Source organism: Branchiibius hedensis, assembly GCF_900108585.1.
Lineage (GTDB): Bacteria > Actinomycetota > Actinomycetes > Actinomycetales > Dermatophilaceae > Branchiibius > Branchiibius hedensis.
In genome coordinates, this window is the sequence record NZ_UESZ01000001.1 from 2797572 (window position 1) to 2819718 (window position 22147).

Annotated in this window: 21 protein-coding genes and 1 riboswitch; of the genes, 13 read left to right on the plus strand and 8 right to left on the minus strand. The window is 69.0% G+C overall.

Translation table 11 applies throughout. The annotated features are described in order from the left end of the window. Position 1 precedes the first annotated feature (1 nt). Genes DR843_RS13515 through DR843_RS13525 form a run of 3 tightly spaced genes read left to right on the plus strand, consistent with a single transcriptional unit; the run spans position 2 to position 3385 of the window. Positions 2-2002: an acetyl/propionyl/methylcrotonyl-CoA carboxylase subunit alpha gene (locus DR843_RS13515; protein WP_109686605.1), complete on the plus strand. Its 2001-nt coding sequence runs from the start codon at positions 2-4 to the stop codon at positions 2000-2002. Then, the gene (locus DR843_RS13520; protein ID WP_109686607.1) at positions 1995-2777 is read left to right on the plus strand and encodes an enoyl-CoA hydratase family protein; all 783 of its coding nucleotides are present in this window, start codon (positions 1995-1997) and stop codon (positions 2775-2777) included. Before DR843_RS13515 ends, DR843_RS13520 begins: the two co-directional genes overlap by 8 nt. Further along, positions 2774-3385: a TetR/AcrR family transcriptional regulator gene (locus DR843_RS13525; RefSeq protein ID WP_245934128.1), complete on the plus strand. Its 612-nt coding sequence runs from the start codon at positions 2774-2776 to the stop codon at positions 3383-3385. The genes DR843_RS13520 and DR843_RS13525 overlap by 4 nt, the downstream gene beginning before the upstream one ends. A 3-nt stretch (positions 3386-3388) precedes the next feature. Here DR843_RS13525 and DR843_RS13530 read toward each other — a convergent pair whose 3' ends face one another. Beyond that, positions 3389-4078: an SDR family oxidoreductase gene (locus DR843_RS13530; protein WP_109686609.1), complete on the minus strand. Its 690-nt coding sequence runs from the start codon at positions 4076-4078 to the stop codon at positions 3389-3391. A 98-nt stretch (positions 4079-4176) separates the two neighbouring features. Between DR843_RS13530 and DR843_RS13535 the strand changes: the two genes are divergently transcribed. Next, positions 4177-4581, plus strand: coding sequence for a winged helix-turn-helix transcriptional regulator (locus DR843_RS13535; RefSeq protein WP_109686611.1), 405 nt, complete (start codon positions 4177-4179; stop codon positions 4579-4581). On the opposite strand, the gene DR843_RS13540 is transcribed toward DR843_RS13535, so the two are convergent. After that, a complete protein-coding gene (locus tag DR843_RS13540; RefSeq protein WP_245934129.1) occupies positions 4520-5203 on the minus strand; it encodes a biotin transporter BioY in 684 nt (227 codons plus the stop codon). The two genes, DR843_RS13535 and DR843_RS13540, sit on opposite strands and share 62 nt — an antisense overlap. On the opposite strand from DR843_RS13540, the gene DR843_RS13545 reads away from it, so the two are divergent. After that, on the plus strand, positions 5202-5753 hold the full coding sequence (locus DR843_RS13545) for a TetR family transcriptional regulator (RefSeq protein ID WP_109686615.1): 552 nt from the start codon (positions 5202-5204) through the stop codon (positions 5751-5753). The two genes, DR843_RS13540 and DR843_RS13545, sit on opposite strands and share 2 nt — an antisense overlap. A 60-nt stretch (positions 5754-5813) precedes the next feature. Here DR843_RS13545 and DR843_RS13550 read toward each other — a convergent pair whose 3' ends face one another. The 3 genes from DR843_RS13550 to DR843_RS13560 form a co-directional block, all read right to left on the minus strand. Then, on the minus strand, positions 5814-6596 hold the full coding sequence (locus DR843_RS13550) for a transglycosylase family protein (RefSeq protein WP_109686617.1): 783 nt from the start codon (positions 6594-6596) through the stop codon (positions 5814-5816). A 7-nt stretch (positions 6597-6603) separates the two neighbouring features. Beyond that, a riboswitch (cyclic di-AMP (ydaO/yuaA leader) is annotated at positions 6604-6778 on the minus strand. Positions 6779-6904: 126 nt separating this feature from the next. Beyond that, positions 6905-8644: a serine/threonine-protein kinase gene (locus DR843_RS13555; RefSeq protein ID WP_109686619.1), complete on the minus strand. Its 1740-nt coding sequence runs from the start codon at positions 8642-8644 to the stop codon at positions 6905-6907. 79 nt (positions 8645-8723) lie between these two features. Continuing rightward, positions 8724-9161 carry a CBS domain-containing protein gene (locus DR843_RS13560; protein ID WP_109688976.1) on the minus strand — a complete coding sequence of 146 codons (438 nt, stop codon included), beginning with the start codon at positions 9159-9161 and terminating at the stop codon, positions 8724-8726. An 85-nt stretch (positions 9162-9246) separates the two neighbouring features. Between DR843_RS13560 and DR843_RS13565 the strand changes: the two genes are divergently transcribed. The 4 genes from DR843_RS13565 to DR843_RS13580 all read left to right on the plus strand — a co-directional run bounded on the left by DR843_RS13565 (position 9247) and on the right by DR843_RS13580 (position 13984). Next, positions 9247-10668: an alpha,alpha-trehalose-phosphate synthase (UDP-forming) gene (locus DR843_RS13565; RefSeq protein ID WP_245934130.1), complete on the plus strand. Its 1422-nt coding sequence runs from the start codon at positions 9247-9249 to the stop codon at positions 10666-10668. Further along, positions 10665-11432: a trehalose-phosphatase gene (otsB, locus tag DR843_RS13570; protein ID WP_109686623.1), complete on the plus strand. Its 768-nt coding sequence runs from the start codon at positions 10665-10667 to the stop codon at positions 11430-11432. The genes DR843_RS13565 and otsB overlap by 4 nt, the downstream gene beginning before the upstream one ends. A gap of 109 nt (positions 11433-11541) precedes the next feature. Then, complete coding sequence (locus tag DR843_RS13575; RefSeq protein ID WP_109686625.1) at positions 11542-12624, plus strand: ABC transporter ATP-binding protein; 1083 nt, start codon at positions 11542-11544, stop codon at positions 12622-12624. A gap of 106 nt (positions 12625-12730) precedes the next feature. Further along, on the plus strand, positions 12731-13984 hold the full coding sequence (locus tag DR843_RS13580) for a DUF4032 domain-containing protein (protein ID WP_109686627.1): 1254 nt from the start codon (positions 12731-12733) through the stop codon (positions 13982-13984). On the opposite strand, the gene DR843_RS13585 is transcribed toward DR843_RS13580, so the two are convergent. Further along, positions 13973-14407 (minus strand): DUF2752 domain-containing protein, encoded by a 435-nt coding sequence (locus DR843_RS13585; RefSeq protein ID WP_170119869.1) that lies wholly within the window; start codon positions 14405-14407, stop codon positions 13973-13975. The two genes, DR843_RS13580 and DR843_RS13585, sit on opposite strands and share 12 nt — an antisense overlap. 166 nt (positions 14408-14573) lie before the next feature. Here DR843_RS13585 and DR843_RS13590 point away from each other — a divergent pair, with 166 nt between their 5' ends. Beyond that, on the plus strand, positions 14574-15284 hold the full coding sequence (locus DR843_RS13590) for an RDD family protein (protein ID WP_109686631.1): 711 nt from the start codon (positions 14574-14576) through the stop codon (positions 15282-15284). Between the two features lie 87 nt (positions 15285-15371). On the opposite strand, the gene rlmB is transcribed toward DR843_RS13590, so the two are convergent. Beyond that, on the minus strand, positions 15372-16319 hold the full coding sequence (gene rlmB, locus DR843_RS13595; protein WP_109686633.1) for a 23S rRNA (guanosine(2251)-2'-O)-methyltransferase RlmB: 948 nt from the start codon (positions 16317-16319) through the stop codon (positions 15372-15374). A gap of 1 nt (position 16320) precedes the next feature. Continuing rightward, positions 16321-17736: a cysteine--tRNA ligase gene (gene cysS / locus DR843_RS13600; protein WP_109686635.1), complete on the minus strand. Its 1416-nt coding sequence runs from the start codon at positions 17734-17736 to the stop codon at positions 16321-16323. A 167-nt stretch (positions 17737-17903) separates the two neighbouring features. Between cysS and DR843_RS13605 the strand changes: the two genes are divergently transcribed. Genes DR843_RS13605 through DR843_RS13615 form a run of 3 tightly spaced genes read left to right on the plus strand, consistent with a single transcriptional unit; the run spans position 17904 to position 22143 of the window. Next, the gene (locus tag DR843_RS13605; protein WP_109686637.1) at positions 17904-18509 is read left to right on the plus strand and encodes a PadR family transcriptional regulator; all 606 of its coding nucleotides are present in this window, start codon (positions 17904-17906) and stop codon (positions 18507-18509) included. After that, a complete protein-coding gene (locus DR843_RS13610) occupies positions 18506-19237 on the plus strand; it encodes an ABC transporter ATP-binding protein (protein ID WP_109686640.1) in 732 nt (243 codons plus the stop codon). Before DR843_RS13605 ends, DR843_RS13610 begins: the two co-directional genes overlap by 4 nt. Beyond that, on the plus strand, positions 19234-22143 hold the full coding sequence (locus DR843_RS13615) for an FtsX-like permease family protein (protein WP_109686642.1): 2910 nt from the start codon (positions 19234-19236) through the stop codon (positions 22141-22143). Before DR843_RS13610 ends, DR843_RS13615 begins: the two co-directional genes overlap by 4 nt. The last annotated feature ends 4 nt before the right edge of the window (positions 22144-22147 follow it).

A 22147-nucleotide genomic window follows, 5' to 3' on the forward strand; every position in this document is an offset into this window, starting at 1 on the left:
CGTGTATTCACCCACCATCAAGACCGCGCCCATCGGCCGGGTGCTCGTCGCCAACCGTGGTGAGATCGCCCGCCGGGTGTTCCGGACCTGCCGCGATCGCGGAATCGACACCGTCGCGGTGTTCTCCGACGCGGACCGGGACGCCGCGTTCGTCCGCGAAGCCGACCGGGCGGTCCACCTGCCCGGCTCCGCACCAGCCGACACGTATCTGCGCGGTGACCTGATCATCGCCGCAGCGCTGACCTCCGGCGCGCACGCCATCCACCCCGGGTACGGATTCCTCTCGGAGAACGCCGATTTCGCGCAGTCCGTGCTGGACGCCGGCCTGGTCTGGCTCGGTCCGCCACCGGCCGCGATCGCCGCGATGGGCTTGAAGATCGAGTCCAAGGCGATGATGGCCGACGCGGGCGTGCCGGTGCTGACCCGGTTGCAGCCGGATGCCGTCACCGAGAAGGATCTACCCGTCCTGATCAAGGCATCGGCGGGCGGCGGCGGCCGCGGGATGCGCGTCGTACGTTTCCTCGCCGATCTGCCCGGTGAGATCGAAACCGCTGCGCGGGAGGCGAAGTCGGCCTTCGGCGATGAGACCGTCTTCTGTGAACGGTACGTCGAGACCGGCCGGCACATCGAGGTCCAGATCATGGCCGACACGCACGGGACGGTGTGGGCGGTCGGTGAGCGGGAGTGCTCGATCCAGCGCCGGCACCAGAAGGTGTTCGAGGAAGCGCCCGCGCCCCTGGTCGAACGCGTCGGTCCGGGCATGCGGGATCGCCTGTACGACGCGGCGCGGGCCGCCGCCAAGGCCGTCGACTACGTGGGGGCCGGGACCGTGGAGTTCCTGGCCGACCACGACGGCGAGTTCTTCTTCCTGGAGATGAACACCCGTCTGCAGGTCGAGCACCCGGTGACCGAGAACGTCACCGGTCTGGATCTGGTCGGCCTGCAACTGGACGTGGCCACCGGGTTGCCACTGAGCGGGGCCGAACCGACGATGCGCGGCTGGTCGATCGAGGCCCGGCTCTACGCCGAGGATCCGGCCGCCGACTGGCAGCCGCAGTCCGGCACGATGTCCGGCTTCGTCGTACCGGGCGTGACCGAGCAGTTCACGCTCACCCCGCAGCGGGGCATCCGGCTGGACTCCGGCACCGAAGCCGGGGACACCATCGGTGTGCACTACGACCCGATGCTGGCCAAGGTCATCGCGACCGCACCGACCCGGCCTGAGGCCTGCCGGTTGCTGGCAAAGACGTTGCAGGACAGCGTGATCGAGGGTGTCGTCACCAACCGCGACCTTCTCGTCGGCGTGCTGCGCGACCCGGAGTTCCTCTCCGGGGAGTTCGACACCGGCTACTTCAACACCCACGACCCGGCGGAACTCACCCGCGCGCAACGGATCTCACCGCCGTTGGCCGCGGTGGTCGCCGCCGTCGCTGACGCGGCGCGCGAGCGGGCCACCGCCACGGTGGATGCCGACCTGCCGTCCGGCTGGCGCAACGTGGTGTCCGCGGCCCAGAACCGCACCTACCTGCACGACGAGGACGAGATCGCCGTGGGGTACCGGTTCACCCGGGACGGGGTGGTTGTCACCACCCCAGCGCTGGATGAGTTGCGGATCGTGTCCGTGGCACCGGACCGGGTGGAGGTCGAGCAGGCGGGATTGCGCACCCGCTACCGGGTGGGCCGATCCAGCGTGCGCGATGAGCAGCGGGTGCACGTGCAGGGCCCGGACGGCTCGCTGACGCTGGGCGTTGTCCCACGCTTCGTCGACCCGTCGACCCTGGCGACTCCGGGGTCGCTGGTTGCCCCGATGCCGGGGGTGGTGTCCCGGGTCGCCGTCAGCGAAGGCGACACGGTCACGCAGGGGCAACCGCTGTTGTGGCTGGAGGCGATGAAGATGGAGCACGCCGTGCTCGCGACCGCCGACGGCGTCGTGACTCAGTTGGTCGCCCAGGGCACCCAGGTCGAACCCGGCGCGGTGCTGGCTGTGGTCAGCGATGAGTGAGGAACTGGTCCACTACGAGGTGGCTGACGGGGTTGCCACCATCACCTTAGACTCGCCGCACAACCGCAACGCGCTGTCCGACCCCTTGGTGACATCGCTCAACGAGCTGCTGCAGCAGGCCGACTCATCCTCGGACGTGCGGGTCGTCGTGCTCACCCACACCGGGGGCACCTTCTGCGCGGGAGCCGACCTGTCCAGCGCTGCCGCCCTCCCGCCGGGTGCGGACCCGGTCACCGCGCGCGGCCAGGCCCTCGCCGACGTGCTGCGGGCGATCCTCGCACTGGGCAAACCGGTGGTGGCCCGGCTCGATGGGCACGTGCGAGCCGGCGGCATGGGGCTGGTCGGAGCATGCGACATGGTGATCGCCGGCCCGCGAACGACCTTTGCGTTGACCGAAGCACGCCTGGGTCTGGCGCCGTCCGTGATTTCATTGACCGTGCTTCCGCGACTCAGCAGCCGTGCCGCTGCGGACCTCGCGCTCACGGGACGGGTGCTGACCGCGCTGGAAGGTGCCGAACGCGGCTGGGTGACCCGCGCCGTACCCGACTCGGCGGATGTCGACGGAGCCACCCGGGGCGTCCTGGACGACCTGTTGAAGTGCTCCCCCCAGGGCCTGGCAGAGACCAAGCTGCTGCTGAATCGCCCTCTCCTGCAGCGGTTCGACGCGGACCGGGAGATTGTCGTCGAACAGTCCGCACGGCTGTTCGCCAGCGATGACGCACGAGAGGGCATGACCGCTTTCCTGCAGAAGCGGCCGCCCCGGTGGGCGCAGTGACCACCACCGATCGCGAGATCCGCGAGCCGAAGCAGGACCGCAGTCGGGCCACCCGGCAACGGTTGCTGCAGGCCGCGATCACCTGCTTGGCCCGGGACGGCTGGGACAACGCGACCGTCGCCAACATCGCGGCCGAGGCCGGTATCAGCCGTGGCGCCGCGCAGCACCACTTCCCGACCCGGGAGGACCTGAACTTCGCGGCGTTGGACTACATCTTCGAGCGCCGCCGTGAGGCGATGAGTTCCCTGGAGACCGACCTGCAGGGGCCACACCGGCAGCGGCGCGCCGTCAGCCTGCTGATCGAGTACTACGCCGACGACTTCTTCAAAGCCGCGCTCCAGGTCTGGACCGCCGCCGCAGCCGACAAGGCGCTGCGGGACCGCTTGGTCCCCCTGGAACGGCGACTGGGCCGGGGTACCCACGAGATGGCGGTCCGGTTGCTGAACGCCGACGACTCCGACCCGCGGACCCGCCGACTCATCCAGGCCACCCTCGACCTCGCTCGTGGCCTCGGCCTGGCCGACGTACTCACCGACGACTCGAGGCGGCGCCAGCAGATCGCTGCCGAGTGGGGCGCCGTCCTCGAGTCGTCGATCAAGACCCGCTGAGGCTCACGCCGCGCGGGCACCGCCCTCCACGTGGATGGTCTCGCCGCTGACGAAACCGGCACCCCACAGCCACGCCACCGCATCGACGATGTCCTCGGTCCTGCCGACCCGCCCAGCCAGATTGCCCTGCGCCACGCCCGCGAAGAACGCCTCGCGGTCCGCGTCCGGCATCGCGTCGTAGGTCCCGGAGTCGATGATCCCCGGCGAGATCGCATTCACTCGCACCGGCGCCAACTCCTTGGCCAATGCCGCCACCGCGAACGCGACGGCGCCGTTGGTGATGCCCATGACCGCGTACCCCGGCGACGGCTGCCAGGCCGCGACCCCGGAGAAGAGCACGATCGAGCCGGTCACGTCGAAATGCTTGGCCACCAGCAACGGGCCAACGACCTTGGCGTCGAACGCGGTGACGGTAGCCGCCTTGTCGAGATCGGCGACAGCCACGTTGTGGTGCGCGGCCGCCGTCGAGACGATGTGATCAATGGTGCCCAGTTCCGCTGCAGCAGCGGCAATCGAGTCCTCGTCGGTGATGTCGAGGGCGACCACCCGGAACTCATCGCCCGCCGCGTCCTGGGCCGAACGTACGCCGATCGTCACCGTTGCGCCGAGCGCCGCCGCCTTCCGCGCGATGGCCAATCCCAGATTCTTGCCGCCGCCGATCACCAGCACGCTCTGGCCGGTCAGGTCCGTCATTGTCTTCTCCTTCGTCGCAGTTACGCTGTCCTGAACGAAGGTATTGATTTGATACCGGTATCTACAACGAAACCGACTCTGAGCAGGGACGATCCGCGATGGCGAAGGCGTACGACGTGATGGCACCGACCTGTCCGAGTCGGGTGGTGCTGCACCGGATCGGCGCGCGTTGGACGGTCTTCGTGGTAACCGCACTGGCCGACGGGCCGCTGCGGTTCACCGAGTTGAAACGGCACATCGCCGGCATCACACCGAAGGTCCTGACGGAGACGTTGCGGGCGCTGGAGTACGACGGACTGGTCGCCCGCGTGGACAAAGGCGGCCACCCGCCGTACGTCGAATATCGCCTCACCGCACTCGGCCGCTCACTCCTGGAGCCACTCAGCGCGGTCCGCGAATGGGCCGAGACCCACGTGCCACAGGTGGAACGAGCCAACCGCCTCAGCGACGATCGAGCAGCTTCCACCCCGCCGGAAGCAACAGCGCGATCGCGGCGATCTTGAGCCCGTCACCGATCAGGAACGGCGTCACCCCCAGCTTCAGGGCGGTGCCGAAGTCAGCGCCGACGAAGTGCATCAACCACGGCACGCCGAACGCGTAGACCACCAATGAGCCGATCGCCGCTGAGATGGCCATAGTCGGGATGGTGCGCGACCAGCCGCGCTCGGCGAGGTAGCCGACCAGCGGAGCGGCGACCACCATCCCGATCAGGTAGCCGAAGGAGGCGAAGTGCCAGCCACTGGTGTGCTGCGCGAAGACCGGTGCGCCCGCGATCCCGGCCAGGAAGTAGATGGCGACAGCCGCCAACCCGCGCACGGAGCCCAGCGCGGCGCCGGAGGCGATCACCGCGAACGTGCCCAGCGACAGCGGCACCGGCGTCCACGGCAGCGGGATGGTCACCTGGCCGGCACCGATCAGCAGCAGGACCGTGGCCGCAACGAGCGCGACGTCGCGGGCCAGCCCACCGGGCAGCACGTCGGCCAGTACCCGGACCTTGCCGCGTGGTACGGCAATCGCCGCGTTGTGTGTGGCATCGAGACTCATCGGGACCTCCAGTTGCGTACGCCGGGTACGGGCTTGCTGAACACCGTTCAGGTGAACACTGTTCAGGTACGGTAGCCGCATGCCCGCTGCCCCCGCAACCGCCCGCCGTACCGCGGACGATGTCGTTGACGCGGCACTGGACATCCTGGACAGCCACGGCCTGCCCGGGTTGTCGATGCGGCGGATCGCGGACAGCCTCGACCTGCAACCCAGCGCGTTGTACTGGCACTTCCCCAACAAGCAGTCACTGCTGGCGGCCGTCAGCGAGCGCATCCTGGCGCCGTTGCGCAACAGCCACGCCACCGACTTCCAGCAGGTGGCCGACGAGTTCCGAGCTGCCTTACGCGACCACCGGGACGGCGCTGAACTGGTCTACAGCTCCTACGCCCTCGGGTTGAGCGGCGTCCCCGCCCTCGGCCTCTTCGAAGCCGCCGCGCAGGGCAGCGAGCAGGCGCAGACGGCCGCCCGCACCGCCGTGCATTACGTGCTCGGCTTCGTGTTCTTCGAACAACAGCAGGAGTTCGCGACCCGCCTCGGCGTGATCGACGCGCCCAGCGCCGACCGGGACGCTGACTTCGCCGCCGGTGTCGCCCTCCTGGCGGCCGGACTTCCTGCTGTTTCGACCTCGTAGTGCGCAGCCGAAAGCCCCCCGCTCAGCCATGGAGCGAGGGGCTTTCGGATCACGCGGGACTCAGGCCGCCCAGGCGCAGGACCACGGCTTCAGGCCGAGCTGCGCGTAGAGGTTGTTGGCCACGGTGATCTGCTCCTCGCGGGAGGACTGGTTGGCGTTGTAGGAGAACGCCAGACCGCCGCCGATGCGCCACGCGTCGTGGGTCATCATCAGACCGCCGTAGTAGGTGCCGGTGCTGTTCGAAGCAACCAGACCCCAGCGTCGGCCGGACTCACACCAGGCGATCCGGTCCCACATGGCCGCGCGGGCCAGGTTCAGCCGCTCGCCGCCACGGGAGGTGCTGCCACCGCCGGAGGAGGAGGCGACCGGGGCCGCGCCGGTCAGCTTCAGCGTCCGGTTGAGGTAGCTCTGCAGCCCCTTCACGGTGCGCGCGTTGAGGTAGCGCGCGCCGTCCCGGGAGATGCCGATCTTCTTCTGCAACGCGGCGACCGTCTTCGGACCGATGATGCCGTCCTGGGTCGTGCCGACCTTGCGCTGCAGGGCCTTGCGCGTGGTCAGGTTCAGCGACCCGGTCTGCGCGACACCGACCCAGCGCTGCGTGGCCTTGGTGGTCTTCGGGCCGATGACGCCGTCGACGGAGAGCTTGACGCCGGAACTGGCGGCCTTCACGGTCACGGCTGCGGGAGCAGCGGCGGGCGCGACGGACACGGTGGCCGCGTGCGCGGAGGTGGTGTTGACGATCATGCCGGCGCCCAGGGTGCTGGCTCCGACGGCCACGGCGGTGGCGGTGCGACGAGCAGTGGTGGTCTGCTTGGGCGCAGCGTGCTTCGGGGTATAGCGCACGAAAAGGAATCCTTCCTGACGAACGCCTGCGGGGTGAGCTGTCGGGTTCGGGCTGTCAGGTGCCCGGCCGGCGGACCGGCTTCACCCCAAGGCCACGGATCGCGATCCCTGGCCGATCGCCGCTGACGCGGCGCTGGGTCCCCCGTCCTCACCACACCTTGTTGGTGCGGCTACGCGCCTGAGAGTTGAGGCTCGGCGTTCAGGCGCTCGGACAGACATGAAGTTGTGATGCTCCGGCGGTCAGCGAACTGCCACCGCAAGAACTATCGACGAAAGATACCGGATCGTTACGCAGATCCGTAAATGAGTCAGCGGATGCTCGGAAGACTCGGGATCAGACCGGATCCGGGGATCTGCGAAGCGTCGGAATACGGCCACCAACTCGGCGGCAGTTGCCAGTGCGTGCCTGCGTGGAATGCGCACCACGCGGCCGCCGCCAGTACGAGCACCACGAGGCCCGTGCCGATCACCGGTTGCGGTGCAACGGTGCGCACGATGCTGCGTGATCCGCGGCGCAACGCCTGACCGCCCGGGCCCCACCAGGACAGTGCCGTCGCCAACAACACCCCGACCGCGACCGGTAGCGGCCGGCCCAGTTCGGGGCTGTTGGAACGCAGGACAGCCACCCCGAGCGCAGTGGCGACGGCACCGGCGACCCCGACGACGGCCGGCAGGATCGCCGCCAGGATGGTGCTGATCGCCGCGACGAGCGCCTGCCACGGGGCGGCGGCGGCCGCGACGAGCGGGTCTGTCGATCGCCGCCCGGCGTCGAATCGGCGTACGACCATGGCAGTCATCGACCGGTCCACCCACCGGGCCACGAACGACCAGATCAGCAGGGCGCCCCAGGCGGCCACGGGTACGACGGCGCTGAGCGCGACCACACCGACCAGGAGCGCAGCCAACGTCCCCGATCGCGGCGGCCGCCCGATCCGGGGGTCGGTCGACGGCACCGAGCGTGGCTCCGGCGCCGGCTGACTGGGTGCCGCGGCCGGTGCCGGTTGGGCTGGCGCCCAATAGTTGGCTGAGTGCACCTGCGCGGGCGGCCGGCTCACGGGCGCCACCCGCCCCGCCGACGGAGCCGGCAACCGCTTGGTCGCATCCGGCCGCAACGGCGCGGTATGCGGCGCCGAGGCGGTGGCGACGGGCAGTCCGGTCGTGTACCCGCCGCCGGCGTAGACCCGCAGTTCGTGCAGCACCTGCTGCGTCCCGGGACGCCGGGCGGGATCCGGCGACAGGGCCGCTGCCAGCAACGGTCGGATGCGTTCGTCGACCCCGCGCAGGTCGGCCTGACCGCGCAGCACCCGATCGAGTACGACCGTCATCTGGCCCCGGCCGAACGGTGGGGTGCCGGACGCGGCGTACGCCAGAGTCGCCGCCCAGCCCCACCAGTCGGCGGCCTGGGTGACCTCGCCACCCTCCACCATCTCCGGCGAGAGATAGCCCGGGGTGCCCATGACCAGCCCGGTCATCGTCAGGCGGGAGTCCTCGGCGACGTGCGAGATGCCGAAGTCGATCAACACCGGCCCGTCCCGACCGACCAGCACATTGCCGGGTTTCAGGTCGCGGTGGATGACGCCGGCGCGGTGGATCGCACTCAGCGCATCGGCCAGTCCCTGCGCCAGGTCGGCGAGCCGCTGATCGGTGAAACGACCCTCGTTGGCGACGACCTTGTCCAACGGCGGACCCGAGACGAACTCGGTCACCAAGAACGGTCGCGGGCCGTCGACGTCCGCATCCAGCAGCGCCGCGACCCCCGGTGCGCGCACCCGCCGCAGCGACGCCACTTCCCGGCGCAGCCGCGCGCGAGCGTCGGGATCGTGGGCGATGTAGGGACGTAACGCCTTCAGCGCGACGTACTGCCCGTCGGGCGCCTTGGCCCGGTAGACCACGCCCATGCCGCCCTCGCCGACCTGGTCCAGCAGCTCGTAGGCGCCGAGCATCTCGCGCGGCCGCTGCGTGGTGGCACCAGGTAGCCGCCGACGGATCGGAGCCACCGCGGTCGGGTCCAGGTGCGAATCGACACCGGACCCGTCCATGCTGCTCATAGGCCAACGGTACGTCGTGTGCGGACGCGCGCCGTTCCTCGCCGGACGCTCGGCGTGCCCGCGGGGCCCCCGCGGGCGCTCACTGCGAGATGTAGTTCTCCAGTTGACTGCGCTCGTGCTCGAGCTGGTCGAGGCGGGATTTGACGATGTCGCCGATGCTGACGATCGCCAGCACCCCGGGCTCGTCGTCGTCGGAGGTCACCGGCAGATGCCGGATGCGCAGACTGGTCATCCGCTCGGCCAGATCCGGAACGTTGTCGCCGGGCGAACACGTCTCGACCCGGGTGGTCATCAGATCGCTGACGGGTTGCGCCAGCACCGCGCTGCCGTGTTCGGCCAGGCCGCGGACGATGTCGCGTTCGCCGACGATCCCGATGAGTCGGCGGTCCGCGTCGAGGACGACGACCGCACCGATGTGATGCTCGTGCAGCAGCGCGACCAGGTCGCTGATGGTCGCATCGGGCGCGACAGTCACGACATCAGTGCCCTTGCGGCGGAGGATCTCGGAGACTCTCATACTCGAATGTAACGCAGATCACGCAGGCGTGTCAGCGCTGCGGTGCGGCCCGGAAGGGTCCCCGGCGACTACCTATCCTGGGCAGGTGACCTCGCCCACTTTCGACCTCGTGATCGCCGCCAACCGGCTGCCCGTCGACAAGGAGGTCGCCGAGGACGGCAGCATCGAATGGCATCGCAGCCCCGGCGGCCTCGTCACCGCGATGGAATCGGTGATGCGGGGGCGGGAAGCGGCCTGGATCGGCTGGTCCGGTGACGCCGGCGACCCGCCTGAGCCGTTCGAGGAGAACGGCATGTACCTCGTCCCGATCGGGCTGAGCGAGGACGAAGTCACCAACTACTACGAGGGGTACAGCAACGACACGCTGTGGCCGCTGTATCACGACGTCATCGTGCCGGCGACGTTCCGGCGGCGGTGGCGGTCGTCGTACGAACGCCTGAACCAGCGCTTCGCCGACGCGGTCAGCGAAGTCGCCGCCCCGGGGGCCACCGTCTGGCTGCACGACTACCAACTGCAGCGCGTTCCCTCCCTACTGCGCGCGATCCGGCCGGACCTGCGGATCGGCTGGTTCAACCACATCCCCTTCCCACCGGTCGAGATCTTCATGCAACTGCCCGGCCGGGAGACCCTGCTGGAAGGTCTGCTCGGCGCCGACTTCCTGGGCTTCCAGGTCCGCGCCGATGCCGCCAACTTCCGCGAAGCGTGCCGCCGGCTGCTGCGCGCACCGGTCAAGGGCGACGTGGTCACCGCTCCCGACGGTCGCCGGGTGCGCGCCGCGGCGGTGCCCATCTCGATCGACGTCGAGGAGTTGCGCGAACTGGCCACGTCGCCCGAGACGCTGCAACGGGCCAAGGAGATCCGCGCGGAGATGGGCGACCCGGAGGTCCTCCTGCTCGGCGTGGACCGGCTGGACTACACCAAAGGCATCCGGCACCGGCTCAAGGCGTACGGCGAGTTGTTGGCCGACGGACGCCTGGACCCCCGCAAGACCCGGCTGGTGCAGATCGCCACCCCGAGCCGCGAGCGCCTGCAGGCCTACCGGGTGCTGCGCGGGCAGATCGAGCAGGCGGTGGGCCGCATCAACGGTGATCACGCCGACTTCGGTGACACTCCGGTCGTCTACATGCGGCGGTCCTTCCCCAAGGAGGAGATGGCCGCGATCTACGCCGCCGCCGACGTTGCCCTCGTCACGCCGTTGCGCGATGGCATGAACCTGGTCGCCAAGGAGTTCGTGACCTGCGCCCGTGACGACGCGGCGCTGGTGCTGAGCGAGTTCGCCGGCGCCGCAGGCGAATTGAAGCGCGCCTACCTGTGCAACCCGCACGACGTTGACCGGTTGAAACAGACCATTACGGCCGCGATCGACGCCCCCGCCGACGAGCGTCGCAAGCGGATGCGGTCGATGCGGCGCGCCGTACTGGCCAACGACGTGCACCACTGGGCCGAGGCGTTCCTGGCCAGTCTGCAGGCCGCACCGGAACTACCCGCCGAGGAGAGTGCCCGATGAGCGACCTGACCGATGCCCTCCAGGCGTACGCCGCCCGCTCACCTCTGGTGGTGGCCAGCGACTTCGACGGCGTGCTGGCCCCGATCGTCGCTGACCCGATGGCCGCCCGACCGCTGGCCGACTCCATGAGCGCATTGCGCGCGCTCGCGGGTCGTGCCGACGTGACCGTTGCGCTGGCGTCCGGACGCGATCTGTCCACCCTGCGCCATCTCACGGGCATCACCGAGGACGAGCCGATCGTGCTGATCGGCTCGCACGGAGCGCAGGCGAGTGACGCGCAGTTGATCGCTGCGGAGTTCGACGCTGCGGCGCAGCAGCGTCTGGATGCAGCGGAGGCTCTGATCGCGGCCGTTGCCGCCCGCCACCCCGGTACCCGGATCGAGGGCAAACCGACCGGGGTCGTGCTGCACACCCGCGGGATGCCGCTCGAGCAGGAGGACGCCGCGTTGCGCGATGCGCAGGAGCAGGGCGCGACCCTGGACGACGTCATCGTCATCCCGGGCAAGAGCATCCTGGAGATACAGGTCGTCGATGTGTCCAAAGGCGCTGCCCTGCAGGCCCTTTCACACTCCCGGGGCGCGGCGGCGACGATCTACTTCGGCGATGACCTCACCGACGAGACGGCGTTCGAGGCCCTGGCACCCGACCCCGCGAACGTCACGGTGAAGGTCGGCGAGGGTGACACCGCGGCCGGGTTCCGGGTGGCCGATCCGCCCGCCGTTACCGAGGCGTTGACCGCGTTGGCGGCGGCGCTGACCCACTGACGGAGGCGATGCGGTACCGTTTACATGCTCCACGTCACACTCGGCGCGGAGATTTTCTTCACTACGGATCGTCCGGCACGTACCTGCCGGTGAAGGAGTTTGATTCAGCATGGCCACTGTCACCTATGACGAGGCAACCCGGATCTACCCGGGCGCCGACAAGCCCAGCGTCGACAAGTTGAACATCGACATCCAGGACGGCGAGTTCCTCGTCCTGGTCGGGCCCTCCGGTTGTGGTAAGTCCACCTCCCTGCGGATGCTCGCGGGCCTGGAGGAGATCAACAGCGGACGGGTCCTGATCGGCGACCGCGACGTGACCAACCTGTCCCCCAAGGACCGCGACGTTGCGATGGTCTTCCAGAACTACGCGCTCTACCCGCACATGACGGTCGCCGACAACATGGGCTTCGCCCTGAAGATCGCCGGCACCAACAAGACCGAGATCCGCAGCCGGGTCGAGGAAGCCGCCAAGATCCTGGACCTCACCGACTACCTCGACCGCAAGCCGAAGGCGCTCTCCGGTGGTCAGCGCCAGCGTGTCGCGATGGGTCGGGCGATCGTGCGTCAGCCGCAGGTCTTCTTGATGGACGAGCCGTTGTCGAACCTGGACGCGAAGCTGCGTGTGCAGACCCGCACCCAGATCGCCTCGCTGCAGCGCCGCCTGGGCGTCACCACCGTCTACGTCACCCACGACCAGGTCGAGGCCATGACGATGGGCGACCGGGTCGCGGTCCTCAAGGACGGCATCCTGCAGCAGTGCGACACCCCGCGGCAGATGTACAACCACCCGAACAACGCGTTCGTGGCCGGCTTCATCGGCTCCCCGTCGATGAACCTGGTCGACGTCCCCGTCACCGAGGAAGGTCTGCACATCGGCGGTGTGAAGGTCCCGCTGACCCCCAGCGCCAAGCAGCAGGCCGGCACCAAGGTGACACTCGGCGTACGTCCGGAGGACCTGAAGCTGGCCGAGGGTCACGAGGGCATCCCGGTCGAGGTCGACGTTGTCGAGGAGCTCGGCGCGGACGCCTACGTCTACGGGCGCACCGAGGTCGGCGGCGAGAAGCTGCCGGTGGTGGCCCGGGTCGACGGGCGCGACGTGCCCGAGAAGGGTGCGGTGGTCAACTTCGTGCCCAACCCCGACCACGTGCACCTGTTCCGCTCCGATGACGGTGAGCGCATCGAGAACGACTGAACCGGTTGACGTCAGCGGCCCGTCCCCTTCTGGGGCGGGCCGCTTTCGCATCCCCCGCCCGTACGGCGCGTGCCCACCCCGGTGCCCGCGTGCCACGATGAGGGGCGTGGCGCTCGACATCCTCACCGCCCGGCCCTGGCCGGCCCTGCTCGGTCTGCCGTGGCGGCTGCCCCTGGAGGAATGGCCCGAGGAGATCCTGGCTGCGCTGCCCCGGGGCATTTCCCGGCACATCGTGCGCTTCACCCGCGTCGAGGGTCGCGTGGTGGCGATCAAGGAGATCAAGGCGGACATCGCGCGCCGGGAGTACGAGATGCTGCGGATGCTGCGCCGCCTCGACCAACCGGTGGTCGAACCCATCGGCGTCGTGGATGGGCGGGTGGACCTGGCGGGCGAGCCGCTGGACGCCTGTCTGCTGACCCGGCATCTGCAGTTCTCCCTGCCCTACCGCGCGATGATGAGCCAGACCCTGCGCGAAGACACCGCCGCCCGGTTGCTCGATGCGCTCGCCGCGCTGCTGGTGCGCCTGCACCTGGTCGGTTTCTGGTGGGGCGACGTGTCGTTGTCCAACACCCTCTTCAAACGCAACGCCGGTGCCTTCGCCGCGTACCTGGTCGACGCGGAGACCGGTGAGTTGCACGAGTCGCTGTCCGATGGGCAGCGCGCACACGACCTGGACATCGCGCGGGTCAACATTGCCGGTGAGTTGATGGATCTGCAGGCCGGCGGCTTCGTCGACGAGCGCGTGGACCCGGTGGACGTCTCTGCCCGGATCCTGGAGCGCTACGACCTGCTGTGGCGGGAAGTCACCGCTGTCGAACGCTTCGATGCAAGCAAGTTGTTCAAGGTCGACGATCGGATCCGGCGGTTGAACGACCTCGGATTCGACGTCGATGAGCTGTCCATGACCACCGACATCGACGGCACGACCGTGCAGATCCAGCCCAAAGTCGTTGATGCCGGTCATCATTCGCGGCGGCTGTTGCGGTTGACCGGCCTGGACGTCGAAGACAACCAGGCGCGGCGGCTGCTGAACGACCTGGACTCCTACCAGGCCGCGACCGATCGGCAGAACGACGACGAGGAACAGGTCGCCCACGACTGGTTGACGGCGTGTTACGAGCCGGTCGTGCGAGCGGTGCCGCCGCAGTTGCGGGGCAAGTTGGAGCCGGCCGAGATCTTCCACGAAGTCCTCGAAAACCGTTGGTATCTCTCGGAGGCCGCCGACCAGGACGTCAGTCTCGCGGAGGCGACCCAGGACTACGTGCACCGCATCCTGCCCGAGAAGCCGGACGAGGCAGCGGTCGTGGGGGTCGACACCATGTCGATCCCGGTGCGCGCCCACGAGCAGCTAGGCGGGTGACAGCCACGTCCACCCCGGCACGTTGCGCGCGATCATGAATACCACCAGAAAACCCAACACCCAGTAGGTCGTTCGGGCGCCGAGGGCGGGACGCCAGTGCCGACCGGTGACCCGGGACCAGGCCCATCGCCCCCATGCGACAACAGCCACCAGCAGCAGTGGCGGGACGATCGGATTGCGCGCGAACGCCCCGGCCACATCACCGTGCGTCAGATCCGCCGTAGCCCGCAAGCCGCCGCAGAACGGGCAGTACAAACCCGTCAGCCTCAGCAGCGGGCAGGGTGGGTAGAAGCTGTGCGCGCCAGGCGTCCGCAGGTGCAGCAGCGCCAGCCCGCCCAGCCCGAGCGTCGCGGTCAGCGCGGGAGCCGCCCATCGACGTACGTCGCGGGGTCGGGTCGGGGCTTGCCGCACCGTACCGTCCACCCGCCAACGGTACTGCGCCGACGCCCTACTGCTCAGGAGGTATCTTCCCGCCGCGCAGCGGCTCTTGAGGCACGTGCGCGCCACGTTGATTAACGCTTGGGCCTTCACCCAGCCCACTAGGCTCAGCACGACAGCAGCGCTGCAGATCCGTCCAAGGAGGAACCTCATGTCCAACGATTCCAGCGGTCCCGCTGACCCCTACGGGCAGCCGGAGCAACCCGGCCAGCCCGGTGACGGTCAGCAACCGCCCCAGTACTCCCCGCCGCCGGCCGCACCCCAGGGTCCGCCGTCCTACTCCACCCCGCAACAGCCACCGGCCTACCAGCAACCGCCGGCCTACCAGCAGCCCGGCCAGGCCTACCCACCCGCGCCGGGGTACGGCGGTCAACAGCCCGGCTACCCGGCGCCGGGGTACGTCGGCCCCGGCCCAGACGCCTACTCGCCGTGGCCGACTCGCGCCGGAGGCTTCATCATCGACCTGCTGATCGGGGGTGTGCCCGCCTGGATCATCGAGTTGATCGGTGCCTCGATCGGTGGTGGCTTCGGCAGTTTCGTCATCTTCATCGGCTGGATGCTCGGGCTGGTCATCGTCGCGTGGAACCGGTGGTACAAGGGCGGCAAGACCGGCCAGAGCGTCGGTCGCGGCGTCGTAGGTGTCAAGGTCATCGGCGAGCAGACCGGTCAGCCGATCGGGCCGCTGATGGCGTTCGTGCGCGACCTTGCGCACCTGGTCGACTCGTTGATCTGCTACATCGGATGGTTGTTCCCGCTGTGGGACGCCAAGCGCCAGACGATCGCCGACAAGATCATGACGACCGTGGCCATCCCCGCGCAGAAGGTCAGCGCCCAGGAGACCATCAAGAACTGGGACAAGTAGAAACGCGGTCCCCTCGGGAGGGGATCTACGGGTCGGACGGAATCCTGGCCCGTAGATCCCCTCCCGAACTGCGTTCTCGCCCGGACCTCAGCCCGCTCGGCGCTGCTTGAAGATCTCGTAGAGCGTCACTGACGCGGCGATTCCGGCGTTGAGCGATTCGACGGCCGACGACATCGGCACCGACACGATCTGGTCGCAGGTCTCGCCGACCAACCGGGACAACCCTTTGCCCTCGGAGCCGACCACGATGACCAGCGGTTCGGTGGCCAGGGTGATCGCGGGCAACTCGACGTCGCCGTCCATGTCCAGACCGAGCACGAAGAAGCCGGCCTTGCGGAACTCTTCCAGCGTCCGGGTCAGGTTGCCCGCCAACGCCACCGGCACCCGGGCGGCCGCACCGGCCGAGGTCTTCCACGCGGCCGCGGTCATGCCCGCCGACCGGCGTTCGGGCACGATCACGCCGTGGCCGCCGAAGGCCGCCACCGATCGGATGATCGCACCGAGGTTGCGCGGGTCGGTGATGCCGTCGAGAGCAACCACCAGCGGGATGCCCGGTGCCTGCGGGTCGATCAGATCAGCGGGGTGGGCGTACTCGTAGGGCGGGATCTGCAACGCTGCACCCTGATGCACCGCACCGTCGGTCAACCGGTCCAACTCCTGGCGGGTGGTCTCCAGGATCGGAATCGCCTCCGCTGCAGCAATCTTCAGGATCTCCCGGACCCGGTCGTCGGAGTCGATGCGACCGGCGAGGTAGAGCGTGGTCGCCGGCATCCCGGTGCGCAGCGCCTCCAGCACGGAGTTGCGGCCCGCCACCATCTCGCTGCTCGGCTTGTTGCTGCGCTTGGCAGCCGGTCGGCTGGTGCCGCCCGAGCGTTGAGTGGATTTGTAGGCCTTGTGGTTCGGCCGTTCGGACGCCTTCGGGGTCGGGCCCTTGCCCTCCAGACCGCGGCGACGTTGACCACCGCTACCGACGACGGCGCCCTTCTTCGAGGTGCCCTTGCGGATCGAGCCTCGTCGTTGCGAATTGCCAGGCATATCAGTGCTTTCCGTCGGTGGACAGCGACCAGGTGGCCCCGTCCGGGTTGTCGGCGACGGCCACTCCGGCAGCCGACAGTTGGTCACGGATCCGGTCGGATGTCGCGAAGTCCTTCTCGGCGCGCGCTGCGGACCGCTGGGTGAGCAGGCTCTCCACCAGCACGGCCAGGGCGTCGGAGGACGCATCCGACGCGTCTGCCGACCAGTGCGGGTCGAACGGGTTGACCCCGAGCACGTCGAGCATCGCGACGACGTCGGTGGCCACTGCGGCCGCCCCGCCGGCATCACCCGCGGCCAACAGGCTGTTGCCATCACGCACGGCGGTGTAGATCACCGCGAGCGCCTCGGAGATGTTCAGGTCTTCGTTCATGGCGGCTGCGAAACCGGCTGGGACCGCGCCGGATTCGACCGGGCCATCGGGAAGCGCTCGCAGCAGGAAGGTTTCGATCCGGCTGAACGCGGCCTCCGCCTCGGCCAGTGAACCGGGCGCGTACTCCAGCGTCGAGCGGTAGTGCACCGACCCGAGGTAGAAGCGCAGCACGATCGGCCGGATCGTGCGGGTCAGCTCCGGCACGCTGAGCCCATTGCCCAGCGATTTGCTCATCTTTTCCCCCGCGAGCGTGAGGAAGGCGTTGTGCATCCAGTACCGCGCGAACCCGAACCCGGCGGCGCGGGACTGGGCCAGTTCGTTCTCGTGGTGCGGGAAGCGCAGGTCGATCCCGCCACCGTGGATGTCGAACTCGTCGCCCAGCCAGCGGCGGGCCATCGCCGAGCACTCCAGGTGCCAGCCCGGTCGACCATCGCCGTACGGCGTGGGCCAACTGGCCGTCGCGGGCTCGCCGGCCTTACGACCCTTCCAGAGCGCGAAATCGCGCGGGTCACGCTTTCCGCGCGGGTCGGCGTCGGTCGCCGACTCCATGTCGTCGATGCGCTGGTGGGTCAGTTCGCCGTACGCGGGCCAGGACCGAACGTCGAAGTAGACGTCCCCGCTGCCGTCCGGCGCGACGTACGCGTGGCCCTTCTCGATCAGGATCTGCATCAGATCGACCATGTCGGTGACGTGCCCGGTGGCCCGCGGCTCGTAGGAGGGTCGCTGCACGCCGAGGATGTCCAACGCGTCGCTGGTCGCTCGCTCGAAGCGGTAGGACCACTCGTTCCACGCCACCCCGGCCTCGGCCGACTTGTTCAGGATCTTGTCGTCGATATCGGTGACGTTGCGGACCAGGGTGACCTCGAGGCCGTGGCCGATGGTCAACCACCGGCGCAGGATGTCGAAGGCGACGGTGAAGCGGATGTGCCCGATGTGCGGTTCGCCCTGGGTGGTCAGTCCGCAGATGTAGATGCTCGCCTTGCCCTCGTGGAGCGGGACGAAGTCGCGCAACTCCTGGGTCAGGGAGTCGTAGATCTGCATGGCCACCTGTGGAGTTTACCGATGGCGCGGGCCAACAGCAGAATCCTGCAGCCGCGCAGCCGCGCAGCCGCCCGAACCCCGACACGCCGTCCGCCGCTCCTCGTTGCCCGCGGCGTAATACTCGGTATACATTCGCTCACCAGCAGCAATACCGAGTATTACGGGGAGGGCAGATGTCCGTGAAGTTGGGCCTGATGGCCCTGCTCAGTGACGGCCCGATGTACGGCGCGGCCCTGCGTTCGGCCTTCGAGGAACGCACCGGCGGTACCTGGCCACTCAACGTCGGGCAGGTCTACACCACTCTCGGCCGGCTGGAACGCGACGGCCTGGTCGAGCAGACCGGCCCGGCGGACGACGAGGGTCGGATCAGTTACCGGTTGACCGACACCGGCCGCGCCGAGGTCGCCCAGTGGTGGCGATCGCCCGTCGACCGGGAGACCACCCCGCGCGATGAGTTGGTCATCAAACTGGCCCTCGCGGTCACCGTGCCGGGGGTGGACGTACCCGCCATCGTGCACGTCCAACGCACCTCGACCATGCGGCACCTGCGCGATCTGACCCGGCTCAAGGGTCAAGCACTCGCGGCGGTCGAGGAAGCCGACCCACCCCAGTCCACCGACGCCGCATGGCTCCTCGTCCTGGAGAGCCACATCTTCACCACCGAAGCCGAAGCCCGCTGGCTGGATCACATCGAGTCCCGCTTGGCGCAGATCGGCCCTCTTGCACCCGCCCCAACCCACCCATCCGACATCGCAGCCATCTCGGGGGAGATCCGATGAACACCACCTCACCAGCCCTGATCCTCGAGGACATCGAACGCACCCACGGCACCGGCGACAACGTCGTCCACGCCCTGCGCGGGGTCAGTCTCACCGTGGCGCCGGGTGAACTCGTCGCCGTGATGGGCCCCAGCGGCTCGGGCAAGTCGACCTTGCTGAACATCGCCGGCGGCCTCGACCGGCCCACCAGCGGTCGCGTCATCATGCACGACGTGGACCTGAGCTCGCTCAGCTCCAAACAACTGGCGATGGTGCGCCGCCGCCAGGTCGGTTTCGTCTTCCAGGACTACAACCTCATCCCGGCATTGACGGCGGCCGAGAACGTCGGCCTGCCGATGGAACTCGACGGCGCCTCACCGGGCAAGGCACGTCGGGCGGCCATCGCGACCCTGGAACAGATGGGCCTGGCGGGGGTCGCCGATCGATTCCCCGATGCCCTGTCCGGTGGGCAACAGCAGCGACTGGCGATCGCCCGCGCCCTGGTCGGCACCCGCTCACTGGTCATGGCCGACGAACCCACCGGCGCCCTGGACACCACCACCGGCGAGCGGGTCCTGCGCGTGCTGCGACAGCGCTGCGACGAAGGAGCCGCCGGGTTGTTGGTGACCCACGAGTCCCGGCACGCCGCCTGGGCCGACCGCACCGTGTTCCTGCGCGATGGCGTCGTCGTCGACGACACCGGCGCCAACGACCCGACCGACCTGCTCACCACGGAGGCGTCCGCGTGAGCGTCCTGACTGCGCCGGAGGCTGGCACGGGGGTACAGCCTCCGGCGCGACCCACCGGGGCCGGCCGGGTGGCCGGTTGGCTCGGTAGCTGGCGGGTATCGCTGCGGATGGCCCGCCGCGACGTACGTCGACACAAAGGTCGCAGCATCGTCGTCCTGATCATGGTCGGGCTGCCCATCGCCATCCTGTCCTTCGTGTTGACGATGTACGACAGCACCACCGTCCACGGCGCGGCCGCCCTGCCCTACTCCCTCGGCAATGCCCAAGCCAGCCTGACCGGTCCGGATCCACACCAGACCCTCCAGTACGCCGACTCGGACGGGGTGTACGCGACCAACAACGGCACCACCGACACCCCCGCGCTCCCGGTGCCCGGCTGGAGCGCATCCAACCAGGACGCCCAATCGGCGGCCATCGGCAAACTGACCCACTCCACGGTCGTGCCCGTCACTATTGTCGGCGGCCGAGCGGCGATCAGTCCTACGGTGTCGCGATCGGTCTCCGTGGTGGTGACCGACCTGAGTAATAGCCTCGGCCCCAAACTCACCCTTGACAGTGGCCGCTGGCCCCGCCGCGGCGATGAGATCGCGGTCACTGCGATGGGGGTCGAGCGCGGCATGCCCACCACCGGATCCGTAACGCTCACCATCGACGGGTCGCCCCGCACGGTCACGGTTGTCGGCCGCGCAACCTATTACGAGGGCACCGGACCCACCGGTGAATTCGTTGCCGACAGCAGCTTTGGGACGCCGGCTCTCTCGATCCCAACCTGGTACCTGCTGCGCGACCGTCCGGTGAGTTTTGCGGAACAGGTCAGTCTGAACCGGTACGGCTTCACCGTCCTGTCGGCCGATGTCGTCCGCCATCCGCCGACGCGGGCCGAAGAAGCCGCGCTGCTGCCGACCCACGACAATTCCTTCGACAACACCAACGTCGCCAACGCGGCGGCGTCCATCACCGCCGGCGGGATCATCCTGTTGATGTTGATCGCGCTACTGGTCGCGCCCGCCTTCGCTGTCTCGGCGTCCCGGCAGCGACGCACGCTGGCCCTCGTTGCCGCCGCCGGCACCACGACGCCGCAACTGCGCCGGACCGTGCTGGCTCAAGCCGTCGTGCTGGGTGCGCTCGCCGGTGTGGTCGGCGCCGTGGTCGGCGCCGTGGTCGGCATCCTGGCGACGTACGCCGCGCGGTTGTGGATCATGCCCCGATTCGCGCCGAACACGTTCATGCCCACCGTCGCGATCCCCTGGCTGGAACTGCTTCCGGTGGTCGCGGTGGCCGTGGTCGCCTCGCTCATCGCGGCGATGATCCCGGCGCTGCGGCTCGGCCGACTCGACATCGTCGGCGTCATGAAAGGGCAGAACACCTCGCCCCGCCTCAACCGGGTGTTACCGATCGTCGGCATCTTGCTGGCTGTCATCGGCGGCGCGATCATCTTCAAGGGGCTCACCGCCAGCAACCTGAGCGGTGCGGGGACCAATGGGGTCGCGTTGGCTGCCGTCGCCATGATCAGCGGCGCCCTCATGCTGGTGCCGGCCGTCCTGGTAGCGGTGGGCCGGTTGTCGGCTCCGTTGCCGGTCGCCCTGCGCCTGGCGGCCCGGGACAACGCCCGGCAGCGGCAGCGCGCCACCGGTGCGGTGGCCGCGATCCTGGCCGCGGTCGCCGCCTTCACGATGATCGTGATCCCGGCCCTCAGCGACACCGCGCAACGTCGCGGGCAATACACCCCGATGACCATCGCGGGCGAAGGGATCGTGTCGTCCGACTTCGATATGCCGGGCGGCCCCACCACCGAGGCGGCCGAACGAACGATCCGCCGAGTTGATCCGCACCTGGAAATCGTGCGGCGCCAGATACCTGCCGGGGCCATCAACCCGGGGGGACGGACCGATTTTGTGCTCTTGTCCCCGCCCGACTGCCCACCGCAGATGGGTATGGCGCCCACTGACACCCCCAACGGTCGTTGCAACGTCACCATCGGCCTGGGCGGGATGAGCACGAACGGTCAGATCGCCGTGTTGCCGGCGGCGGAGATCATGCGCCGGCTTCACCTTCCGGCGGGCGATGCGGCGCTGTTGCGCTCCGGCGCGGTCGTCGCACGCACCTACGGCAGCAGCTTCGCCACCTACGACGAGAACGGCCAACGCGTCTCGCCGCCGCCCGTGCCGAAGCAGTTGAACCTCTCCGTCGGGACCTACCTCCTCAGCGACACCGACGGGTCAGCCAGCGACATCAAGACGACGAGCATCGTCACCGTGCCGGTCATCTCCGTCGCCCTCACGATGGGCAACGAGGCCACCTTCGGTCAAGGAAACGGGGCTCTGATCGCCGCAGAGGCGGTTCGGACCGTCAAGCTGCCGATGACCGGTGCCAGCTCCGATCTGCTCATCCGGGACCCACGCGGCGACATCAGCGAAAAGACCCAGCAACGACTGGAAGACGCCTTCAGCGACGACGCAACGGTCTACGTCGAGCGTGGCTACCAGGACCCGTCCGGGCTGATGCTCGCGGTCATCGTGGGCTCGTTCAGTCTGCTCGTGCTGATCATCACGCTGACCTCCACGGCGCTGACCATGACCGAACGCCGCGCCGACGACGCCACCCTGGCCGCGGTGGGTGGCACCCGGCGCACCCGGCGGGCACTCTCCGGCAGCCAAGCGTTCGTGACCGGATTGGTCGGCACCGTGTTGGGACTGGCGGTCGGCTTCGTGCCGGGCATCGCGCTGGCGCACAGCCTGACCCAGGACGGCTACGACACCATGGACGGCAATCACATTCCCGGACCCATCGTCGCGATTCCCTGGCCGTGGCTGGCAGCACTGACGATCGGGGTGCCCCTCCTCGCCGCAGCCATCTCGGCGGTGGCTATCCGCAGAGCACCCCAGGTCACCCGCCGGATGACCTGACGCC

Excerpts from the sequence above, each read along its gene's own strand:
- DR843_RS13520 (WP_109686607.1), top strand. The coding sequence starts at position 1,995 with ATGAGTGAGGAACTGGTCCACTACGAGGTGGCTGACGGGGTTGCCACC.
- DR843_RS13530 (WP_109686609.1), bottom strand. The coding sequence starts at position 4,078 with ATGACGGACCTGACCGGCCAGAGCGTGCTGGTGATCGGCGGCGGCAAG.
- DR843_RS13535 (WP_109686611.1), top strand. The coding sequence starts at position 4,177 with ATGGCGAAGGCGTACGACGTGATGGCACCGACCTGTCCGAGTCGGGTG.
- DR843_RS13545 (WP_109686615.1), top strand. The coding sequence starts at position 5,202 with ATGCCCGCTGCCCCCGCAACCGCCCGCCGTACCGCGGACGATGTCGTT.
- DR843_RS13540 (WP_245934129.1), bottom strand. The coding sequence starts at position 5,203 with ATGCGGCTACCGTACCTGAACAGTGTTCACCTGAACGGTGTTCAGCAA.
- DR843_RS13555 (WP_109686619.1), bottom strand. The coding sequence starts at position 8,644 with ATGAGCAGCATGGACGGGTCCGGTGTCGATTCGCACCTGGACCCGACC.
- DR843_RS13560 (WP_109688976.1), bottom strand. The coding sequence starts at position 9,161 with ATGAGAGTCTCCGAGATCCTCCGCCGCAAGGGCACTGATGTCGTGACT.
- otsB (WP_109686623.1), top strand. The coding sequence starts at position 10,665 with ATGAGCGACCTGACCGATGCCCTCCAGGCGTACGCCGCCCGCTCACCT.
- DR843_RS13575 (WP_109686625.1), top strand. The coding sequence starts at position 11,542 with ATGGCCACTGTCACCTATGACGAGGCAACCCGGATCTACCCGGGCGCC.
- DR843_RS13590 (WP_109686631.1), top strand. The coding sequence starts at position 14,574 with ATGTCCAACGATTCCAGCGGTCCCGCTGACCCCTACGGGCAGCCGGAG.
- rlmB (WP_109686633.1), bottom strand. The coding sequence starts at position 16,319 with ATGCCTGGCAATTCGCAACGACGAGGCTCGATCCGCAAGGGCACCTCG.
- DR843_RS13605 (WP_109686637.1), top strand. The coding sequence starts at position 17,904 with ATGTCCGTGAAGTTGGGCCTGATGGCCCTGCTCAGTGACGGCCCGATG.
- DR843_RS13610 (WP_109686640.1), top strand. The coding sequence starts at position 18,506 with ATGAACACCACCTCACCAGCCCTGATCCTCGAGGACATCGAACGCACC.